At 65.6% G+C, this 9086-nt stretch carries 10 protein-coding genes and 1 other RNA gene; 9 read left to right on the forward strand and 2 right to left on the reverse strand.

Going from position 1 to position 9086, the window contains the following annotated elements; translation table 11 throughout:
• Both BV95_RS21725 and BV95_RS21730 read right to left on the reverse strand, forming a co-directional pair.
• A partial coding sequence (locus BV95_RS21725; protein WP_037457253.1) for a TPM domain-containing protein occupies positions 1–711 on the reverse strand: 711 nt, incomplete at its 3' end.
• A gap of 7 nt (positions 712–718) precedes the next feature.
• Entirely contained in the window at positions 719–1321 is a 603-nt protein-coding gene (locus BV95_RS21730; RefSeq protein ID WP_037457255.1) for a LemA family protein, read from the reverse strand.
• A gap of 103 nt (positions 1322–1424) precedes the next feature.
• Between BV95_RS21730 and mscL the strand changes: the two genes are divergently transcribed.
• From mscL to rnpB, 9 genes are all read left to right on the forward strand, one after another.
• On the forward strand, positions 1425–1853 hold the full coding sequence (mscL, locus tag BV95_RS21735) for a large conductance mechanosensitive channel protein MscL (RefSeq protein WP_037457258.1): 429 nt from the start codon (positions 1425–1427) through the stop codon (positions 1851–1853).
• 136 nt (positions 1854–1989) lie between these two features.
• Positions 1990–2265, forward strand: a complete 276-nt coding sequence (locus tag BV95_RS21740) for a hypothetical protein (protein ID WP_013847604.1) — start codon at positions 1990–1992, stop codon at positions 2263–2265.
• Positions 2266–2402: 137 nt separating this feature from the next.
• A complete protein-coding gene (locus BV95_RS21745) occupies positions 2403–4772 on the forward strand; it encodes a chemotaxis protein CheA (RefSeq protein WP_037457260.1) in 2370 nt (789 codons plus the stop codon).
• A 13-nt stretch (positions 4773–4785) separates the two neighbouring features.
• Positions 4786–5223: a chemotaxis protein CheW gene (locus BV95_RS21750; protein ID WP_037457263.1), complete on the forward strand. Its 438-nt coding sequence runs from the start codon at positions 4786–4788 to the stop codon at positions 5221–5223.
• A gap of 82 nt (positions 5224–5305) precedes the next feature.
• On the forward strand, positions 5306–5671 hold the full coding sequence (locus BV95_RS21755) for a response regulator (protein ID WP_013847601.1): 366 nt from the start codon (positions 5306–5308) through the stop codon (positions 5669–5671).
• A gap of 77 nt (positions 5672–5748) precedes the next feature.
• Entirely contained in the window at positions 5749–6825 is a 1077-nt protein-coding gene (locus BV95_RS21760) for a chemotaxis protein CheB (protein WP_037457266.1), read from the forward strand.
• Positions 6825–7724 carry a CheR family methyltransferase gene (locus tag BV95_RS21765; protein WP_037457269.1) on the forward strand — a complete coding sequence of 300 codons (900 nt, stop codon included), beginning with the start codon at positions 6825–6827 and terminating at the stop codon, positions 7722–7724. The genes BV95_RS21760 and BV95_RS21765 overlap by 1 nt, the downstream gene beginning before the upstream one ends.
• 99 nt (positions 7725–7823) lie before the next feature.
• Complete coding sequence (locus BV95_RS21770; protein ID WP_037457270.1) at positions 7824–8522, forward strand: N-acetylmuramoyl-L-alanine amidase; 699 nt, start codon at positions 7824–7826, stop codon at positions 8520–8522.
• 42 nt (positions 8523–8564) lie between these two features.
• Positions 8565–8949, forward strand: an RNA gene (gene rnpB / locus BV95_RS22855) — RNase P RNA component class A.
• The last annotated feature ends 137 nt before the right edge of the window (positions 8950–9086 follow it).

Below are 9086 nucleotides of genomic sequence, written 5' to 3' on the forward strand. Positions count from 1 at the left end.
CCCCCAGCTCGATCCACCGCCGCCTCCCCAGCCGGAATCGCCCGGTCCCCACAGGATGATCGGGCCGGACCCGCCGCGATAACGCCGTCCCTTGCCCCGGCTGGACAACATGGAGATGACGATGATCGCGACGACGATCAGCCAGAATATCACCATGAAGCCGCCGCCATCGTCCGACGCGTTGCGGGCGTTGGCCGCCGCCTGCGCCGCCAATGCCTTCGCTTCGTCGGGCGGCAGGGTCAGCAGCCTGCCGATCGCGTCCACGCCCGCATCGATCCCGCCCGGCATGTCCCCCGCCTTGAAATGGGGCGTGATGTCGTTGCGGATGATCTGGGACGACAGCGCATCGGTCATGATGCCTTCCAGGCCGTAGCCGACCTCAATCCGCAGCTTGCGTTCGTTGGGCGCGACGATCAGCAGCGCGCCGTTGTTCTTTTCCTTGTCGCCGATCCCCCAGGCGCGGCCGAGCTGATAGCCATAATCGGATATGTCATAGCCCTGCAGGTCGGGCAGGGTCGCCACGACCAGTTGCCGCCCGCTCTGCCGTTCCAGCGCGGCCAGCTTGTCGGTCAGCGCCTGTTCCTGTTGCGGGGAGAGCAGGGCGGCGTCGTCCACCACCCGCCCGGTCAGCTTGGGGAAGGTCTGCGCGCCTGCCGCCGCCGCCGGGATGAACAGCAGCAGCGACAGGATCAGGAACAGGCGGCGCAGCATGACCGGCTCAGTTGCCGAAATCGACCTTGGGCGCTTCTTCCGCGCCGGGCGTCGTGGCCTGGAACGGGGTCATCGGCTTGGCGCCGTGGATGATCTTCGCGCCGATGGCGTCGGGGAAGGTGCGGATGCGGGTATTATAGGCGCGCACCGCTTCATTATAGTCGCGGATGGCGACGGCGATGCGGTTCTCCGTGCCCTCAAGCTGCGATTGCAGGTCGAGGAAATTCTGATTGGTCTTGAGGTCGGGATAGGCCTCGACCGAAGCGAGCAGACGGCCCAGGCCCTGGCTCAGTTGCGCCTGGGCCTGCTGGAACTGCTGAACCTTGGCCGGGTCGGACAGATCGGCGGCATTGACCTGGACGGAGGTCGCCCTGGCGCGGGCCTCCGTCACTTTGACCAGCGTGTCCTGTTCCTGCTTGCCCGCCGCCTTCACCGTGGCGACGAGATTGCCGACGAGATTCGCCCGGCGTTGATATTGGGCCTGCACGTCGGCCCATTTCGCCTTGGCCACTTCCTCGGCGGCTGGGACGCTGTTGATGCCGCAGGCCGACAGGGCAAAGGCGCCCAGCAGCGGCAGAAGGAACAGGCGGAATTGGCGCAGGATCGTCATGGAGCATCCTCTGGCTTGTTTCGCCCATGGAAATAGGCGGTTGTGGAACCCTTCGCAACGGCCCATGCTTTTTCCTATCGCAATCGGAACAAGGGGTTTTGCCATGGGGCTGATTTCCGAATTCAAGACGTTCATCAACCGCGGCAACGTCATGGACCTGGCCGTCGGCGTGATCATCGGCGGCGCCTTCGCCACCATCACCAAGTCGTTGACCGACGATCTGATCATGCCGGTGGTCGGCTATATCTTCGGCGGGGCGGACTTTTCGCGCTACTTCATCCGGCTGGGCGATATTCCCGCCGGGTTCAAGGGCAATCCGGAAAGCTATGCCGACCTCAAGGCGGCGGGCGTCGCCATGTTCGGCTGGGGCGAATTCCTGACCGTGTTCGTCAATTTCCTGATCCTGGCCTTCGTCATCTTCCTGTTGGTGAAGGCCGTGAACAGGCTGATGCCCAAGCCTGAGGATGCGCCCGCCGGACCTTCGGAAGAGGTGCTGCTGCTCCGCGAAATCCGGGATAGCCTGAAAAAATAAAGTCGTTTCCGCGACGAAAGGAGCGTGCGGCGGGAACCATCCTGCGCGCGACCGGTTGTTGGGCGTCAGGGTTCCGGGCATCCGGTCCCCCTGCCGAATGACGTCAGCCCATGGGGGCGCAACAGGAGAAAACGCCGTGAAAACCTTCGTATCAGTCCTTGGCCTTGCCAGCCTGATCGCGCTCGCCGCGTGCGATTCCAAGCAGGAGAACAAGGTCGAGAACGCGTATGAGAATCAGGCGGACGCCATCGACAATCAGGCCGACAATATGGAAGCGATGGCCGACAATCTGAGCGGCAATGCCGAAAATGCCGCTGAAAACGCCGCCGACGCGCTGGAAAACAAGGCCGACGCCACCCGCGAAGCTGGCGAGAAGGCGGCCGACTCTGTCGAAAAGACCGAGAAGCGCTGAGCGCAACGCCTGTTTACTGGGTGCAAGGGGCGCCGTGACGAAAGGTCGCGGCGCCCCTTTTTGCTGAATAGCTGGTCTTTAACGGGGATTTAACCACGGTCCGGCATGGTCCGCCCGCTATCCATGAAGGCGCGAGAATGGACGAATTACTCCAGGAATTCATATCGGAAACGCAGGAAACGCTGGAGGCGTTGGCCGGCGAAGTCGTCGCATGGGAAGCCGATCCGACGGATCGCGACCGGCTGGACGCCATTTTCCGCTTTTTCCATACGGTGAAAGGAAGCTGCGGTTTCCTGAACCTTCCCCGTTTCGAACGGCTGAGCCATGCGGCCGAGGATGTGCTGGCCGAGATCCGCGCCGGGAAGCGCGTCGCCGACCCCGTGACCGTCAGCGCCGTGCTGGGCATCATGGACCGCATCGCCGAACTGGCCGAAGCGGTCGCCATCGGCGCAGCCCTGCCGCACGAGAATGACGATTATCTGATCGCCGCCCTGACCGAGAAGGACTCCGCCGCGCCGGAGGAAGGCGAGGCCGAGGCTGCCCCGGTCGCCATGGCACGGACGTCCGTCGCGCAGGCCGCGCCGCGCACCATCCGCCTGCCGCTGTCGCTGATCGACCAGTTGATGAACGGCGTGTCCGACATGGTGCTGGCCCGCAACGAACTGTCGCGCAAGCTGCGCGAGCGGTCGGGCGATCCGGAACTGGAAAGCGCCTTCGACCGGTTGTCGACCTGCGTTGCGGACATGCGCGACGCCATTTCCAAGACGCGGATGCAGCGGGTGGACCGACTGTTCACCGCGATCCCGCGCATGGTCCGCGACCTGGGCCGGGATCTGGGCAAGCGCATCGATCTGGTCCTGGAGGGCGGCGATGTCGAGATGGACCGCGAGATGGTGGAGATGGTGGTCGATCCGCTGACCCACATCGTCCGCAACAGCATCGACCATGGCATAGAGACGCCGGAGAAGCGCCGCGCATTGGGCAAGCCCGAAGCGGGACGGCTGAAGCTGGAGGCGCGCCAGTCGGGCAACCAGATCGTCATAGAGATTTCCGACGACGGACAGGGCATCGATGCCCGCCGTCTGGTCGAAAAGGGGATTGCGGCGGGTCGGCTGACGCCGGAATCGGCGGCGCGCATGAGCGAGGCGGAAAAGCTGGACCTGATCTTCCAGCCCGGCCTTTCCACGGCGAGCGCGGTGACGGCGATTTCCGGACGCGGCGTCGGCATGGACGTGGTCCGCGCCAATGTGGAGCGGATCGGCGGCACGATCGCGCTCGACAACCGGCCGGGCCGGGGGCTGACCATCATGCTGCGCGTGCCGCTGACGCTGACCATCATTCCGGGGCTGATCGTGCGCGCCGGGGGCCTGCATTTCGCCATTCCCCGCGCCGCCGTGGTGGAAATCCTGCACGACAACAACGAAACCCTGACCATCGCGGAAGTCGGCGGCGCGAAGATCGCGACGATCCGCTCCGTCCGCCATTCGATGATCGATCTGGAGGAGGTGCTGGGCATGGAGCGGGTCGCGCAGACCGGCCCGCGCGTCGTCATGGTGGTGCGATCCGCCAGCGGCATCCCCTTCGCCATGGGCGTCGCGGCGGTGGAAAATCATGAGGAACTGGTGATCCGTCCCGCATCGCCGCTGGTGATGGCGACCGGCGTCTATGCGGGCATGACCCTGCCCGACAATGGCAGGCCGATGCTGTTGCTGGATGCGGCGGGCCTGGCCAATGCGGCGCGCCTGCCCAATATCGCCGACGATCAGGCGGCGCGCCGGGCGGAAGAGACGCAGGAGGCGCAGGCCGCCGTCGAGATGGTGCCCGCCCTGCGGTTCGAGGAATATTCGGGCGAGCGGCGGCTGCTCAAACTCTCGTTGATCGAGCGGGTGGAGGATATCGATGCGGGGCTGTTCGGACGGTCCGGCGGACGCGGCTTCGTGCGGCTGGACGGGCGGCTGGTGCCGGTCGTGGGCGACCATCATGACTTCGCCGGGGAAAAGGTCGCCGCGCTGCGCCTGCGCGACGGCGTGCGGGAGGCCTGCTATCCGGTCGCGGCGGTGCTGGACATCGTGGACATGCCCGCCGTGCCGGACATGGTGGCGATGCACGGCCTGCTGAGCGGGGTCGCGGTGATCGACGGCGAGCATCTGGAGGTGATCAATCCCTTCGCCCTGTTCGCCGCCCTGCCGGAGGAGCCGATCGCCGAACGGAGCGGCGGCCGCTGCCTGCTGGCCGACAGCGACGATGGCTGGACGCGGGAGATATTGGCGCCGCTGCTGCGACAGGCGGGGCATGAGGTGGTGATGGGCCTGCCCGCCGACGCGGAGGTCGATCCGCAGGATGTGGTGTTGTTCACGGGCGCGGAAGCGTCGCAGGCGAGCGAACTGCTGGGCTGCCGGGTGGTCCATCTGCGCGCCACCCCCCGGCCCAGCGGCCCGCAGGACGGCAGCATCTACCGCTACGATCAGGACGCGCTGATGGCGGCGCTCGCCGGATCGCGGCGGTAAGGAGGATAAGGATATGAACCAGCTTTATCTGTTCGCCACGCTGGCGGGCACCAGGGTCGCCGTCGAAACCCGGGAGGTCGAGGCGGTGGTCAAGCTCACCGACATTTCCCCGGTGCCGGGCATGGGCGCGCATGTCGCCGGGCTTTCCGCGCTGCGCAGCCGGGTGCTGACCATCATCGACGTCGCGGCGCTGGTGCGCGGACAGCCGACGCCCGCGGAACAGCGCGGTTTTGCGATCATCGCGGACATTAGCGGCCACAGCTACGGGCTGATGGTCGATGCCGTCTACGACATCTGCCAGGTGCCGGAGGGCGAACTGCCGCTGCGCGGTCAGTTGGACCCCGTCTGGGCCCCCTATGCCCGTGGTCTGGTGGAGCATGAGGGCCAACCCTATCTGCTCGTGTCGCTCAGCGGCTTCATCGATGCAGGCGTCATGGCCCAGGCGGCATGACGATCTTGTACCGGCGTTTACCAATTCCTCGCCTTTGCCGGTTAAGGCTCCTGAAGATGGGACGCAAAACAAGGGACGCTCTATGAAAAACTGTCTGGTCGTGGATGATTCGAAAGTCATCCGAAAAGTTGCCCGTCATATATTGGAATCGCTGGACCTGTCGGTGAGCGAGGCGGTGGATGGCCGCGACGCCCTGACCCAGTGCGAATCGTCCCTGCCCGACGTGGTGCTGCTGGACTGGAACATGCCGGTGATGAGCGGCATGGAATTCCTCCAGGCGCTACCCGGCGCCAAGCTGGCCGCGCGGCCCAAGATCATCTTCTGCACCACGGAAAACGGCATCGGCCACATCAAGGCCGCCGTCGAGGCGGGCGCGGACGAATATGTGATGAAGCCGTTCGACCGGGAAACGCTGGAAAGCAAGCTGACGATCGTTGGCGTGATCTGACTCCCGCCCGCGCGCGCAACGCCGCCCGCCCTCTGTCCGACCCGCTTTTCCGCCTTCGTTCAGAAAGATTGCCCTCAATGACCTTCCACGTTCCGATCATGGCCAGCAACCGCGACGAAGACAGGGTGCTCAGCACCCTGATCGTCGACGATTCGGTCGTGGTCAGGACGGTCATCGAGCGGATATTGAACGCCGACCAAAGATTTTCCGTCTCGCACAAGACCAACAGCGCCGAACATGCGCTGGCCTATCTGAGCGAGCATGAGGTCGACCTGATCCTGCTGGACATCGAACTGGCGGGGCAGAGCGGGCTGATGGCGCTGCCCGCGATCCTGCGGATCAACCCCCGCGCCAAGGTCGTGATCCTGTCCGGCAATTGCGAGGAGGGCAGCGCCGCGGCGGTCGAAGCGCTGGCCCTGGGCGCGAGCGACATATTGGCCAAGCCCGGCAGCGGCAGCTTCGGCGAACATTTCCCCCAGGCCCTGATCGACCGGCTGTCGCGGCTGTTCAACGGCGGGGCGGCGCCGGTCATGCGCCCGCCGTCGCGGTTCGAACCGGAGCAGGCGGCCCTGCCGCTCGCCTGCCTGGGCATCGGCGCGTCGACCGGCGGCATCCATGCGCTGGGGCAGCTTTTCGCCGGTCTGGCCGCGCCGCTGGGCGTGCCGATCCTGCTGACCCAGCATCTGCCGGCCAGCTTCACCCATTATTTCGTCCAGCAATTGGGGCGGATGACGTCCCTGCGCGTCAAGGTGGCGGAACAGGGCGAGATGCTGGCCCCCGACATCGTCTATGTCGCGCCGGGCGACGCCAATCTCCAGTTGCGGCAGGGCCTCCACGGCCGGGTGTCGGTCATGCTGAATCCGGATCGCACCCCGGCAGGCAACCTGCCCGGCGTGGACCCGATGTTCGCCAGCATGGCGCATGTCTATGGCGGCGGGGCGGCGGGCGTGGTGCTGACCGGCATGGGCCGGGACGGCACGGTCGGCGCGCGCGACATCGTGGCGGCGGGCGGCTGGATCGTGGCGCAGGACGAAGCGAGCAGCGTCGTCTGGGGCATGCCGGGTTCGATCGCGGGCGAAGGATTGCACTGCGCCCTGCTGGAACCCCATGCGATCATGGATTTCGTGGCGCGAAGAGGAAAGAACAGAAACTGATGGCATTGCCCCCTTCGGCCCACCCCGTTTCGTCCGGCTCCCCTTCCTCTTCCCGTGGGGCGGCGCGCATCTTTTCCGGCTTGCTGGAGGCGCGCACCGGACAGATATTGTCGGAAAGCCGGGCCTGGCGGATGGAAACGGCGCTGAAGCCCGTGCTGCGCGCCCAGGGCCTGGCGGACATGGACGCGCTGGCGTCCCGGCTGATGGGGCGCAAGGACGCGGCGCTGGAAAATGACGTGGTGAACGCGCTGCTCAACAATGAAAGCAGCTTTTTCCGCGATCTCCAGATATTCGACATGATCCACCGCCATATCCTGCCGCACATCCATGCGCGGCGGTCCGACCGGACGCTGCGCATCTGGAGCGCGGGCTGTTCGACAGGGCAGGAGGTCTATTCGCTGGCCATCCAGCTTTGCAACGACATGGCGCGCTGGCGCGGCTGGCGGATCGAGATATTGGCGACCGACATCTCGACCGCCGCCATCGACCAGGCGAAGGCGGGCATCTTCACCCAGATGGACGTGCAGCGCGGCTTGCCGGTGGGCGACCTGCTGAAATGGTTCGAACCGGCGGGCGACGACTGGTGCGCCCATGCGGCGCTGCGCCAGATGATCGATTTCCGCACCGACAATCTGTTCGATGCGCGGGCGCCCATGGGCGAATATGACCTGCTGCTCTGCCGCAACGTCCTGCTCTATTTCACGCCGGAACGCCGCCAGAGCGTGCTGAGCCTGCTGGCCCGGCATAGCCATGCGGGGTCCGTGCTGCTGCTGGGCGCGGGGGAGACGGTGATCGGGCATAGCGACGATTTCGTTCCCCATGCCGAATTCCGTGGCGGTTATGGACGGCGCGCCAATGCGGCGGCCCATGCGGGCGGGGTGCTGCGCCGGGCGCTCTGATCCATCCGGCGGGGCTTGATTGGCCTGCCGCTGTCGGTCATGGTCCGCTGGCGCACCTCAAGGCGCTGACGGACGAATGCGAGTGACTGGCCCTTGGCGATGAACGACTTTCCGATGATCGACACGCCGTCGCCCAATTTCGACGAGCGCAGCCTGCCCATTTCGATGCTGGTGCTGCACTATACCGGGATGATCGACGCGGCGACCGCGATCAACTGGCTGGCCAGCCCGGAATCCAAGGTGTCCGCCCATTATGTCGTGACGGAGGACGGGCAGGTCATCCGCATGGTGGATGAGGACAAGCGCGCCTGGCATGCCGGGCGGGCGCATTGGCGCGGCATCGACGACATCAATTCCGCCAGCATCGGCATAGAGATCGTCAATCCGGGCCATGAATGGGGCTATCGGCCCTTTCCGGATGCGCAGATGGGGTCGCTGATCCCGCTGATCCACCAGATCGTGCAGCGGCACAAGATCACGCGGGGCAACATCGTCGGGCATAGCGACGTCGCCCCGGCGCGCAAGCAGGATCCGGGCGAGCTGTTCCCCTGGGGGCAGTTGGCGCGGTTGCGGCTGGCTTTGCCGCGCCCGACCAAGAATCTGATGGACCCGCATTGGAGCGACGGCGGCTTCATGCTGGCGCTGGAACGGTTCGGCTATGACATTGCCGAACCGCAGGCGGCGGTGGTGGCGTTCCAGCGGCGCTTCCGGCCCGAATTGATCGACGGGATCATCGATGGCGAGTGCCGGGCGATCCTGCTGGCACTGTTGCTGCCCAAGCCGATGGGTGACGATTGAACGGGGTGACGGGCGGGACCGACCTGTGTATAGGCGCATCTGCCAGAGGGCCGGGCGGCCGCGGCGTGGCGGGTAACCGCCACGGCGAGGAAAGTCCGGGCTCCACGAAATGACGGTGCCGGCTAACGGCCGGCTGGAGTGATCCAAGGGACAGTGCAACAGAAAGCAGGTCGCTACAGCTTCGGCTAAGCGAAATTGAAAGGGTGCGGTAAGAGCGCACCGCGTCTCCGGCAACGGAAGGCGGCACGGTAAACCCCACCGGGAGCAAGACCGAATAGGGGCGGCGCGCAGCTCGACTGCTAGGCCTGTTTCGGCTGAGACCGCCCGGGTTGGTTGCTTGAGGGACGGAGCAATCCGTCTCCTAGAGGAATGGTCGCCACTTTCCGCAAGGGAAGGACAGAACCCGGCTTACAGGCCCTCTGGCATTTAGGGCATTTGAAGAAATGGCGGCAATTGGCCATTCCAGGACGTTAATGCTTCCCCTCCCCTTCAGGGGAGGGGACCGAGGGGTGGGGGGCGTGCCCCACGCGAAAGCTGTCCTGTAGAGGCACGCACGCCCCCCCA

The sequence above is a fragment of the Sphingobium chlorophenolicum genome (assembly GCF_000722875.1).
Lineage (GTDB): Bacteria > Pseudomonadota > Alphaproteobacteria > Sphingomonadales > Sphingomonadaceae > Sphingobium > Sphingobium chlorophenolicum.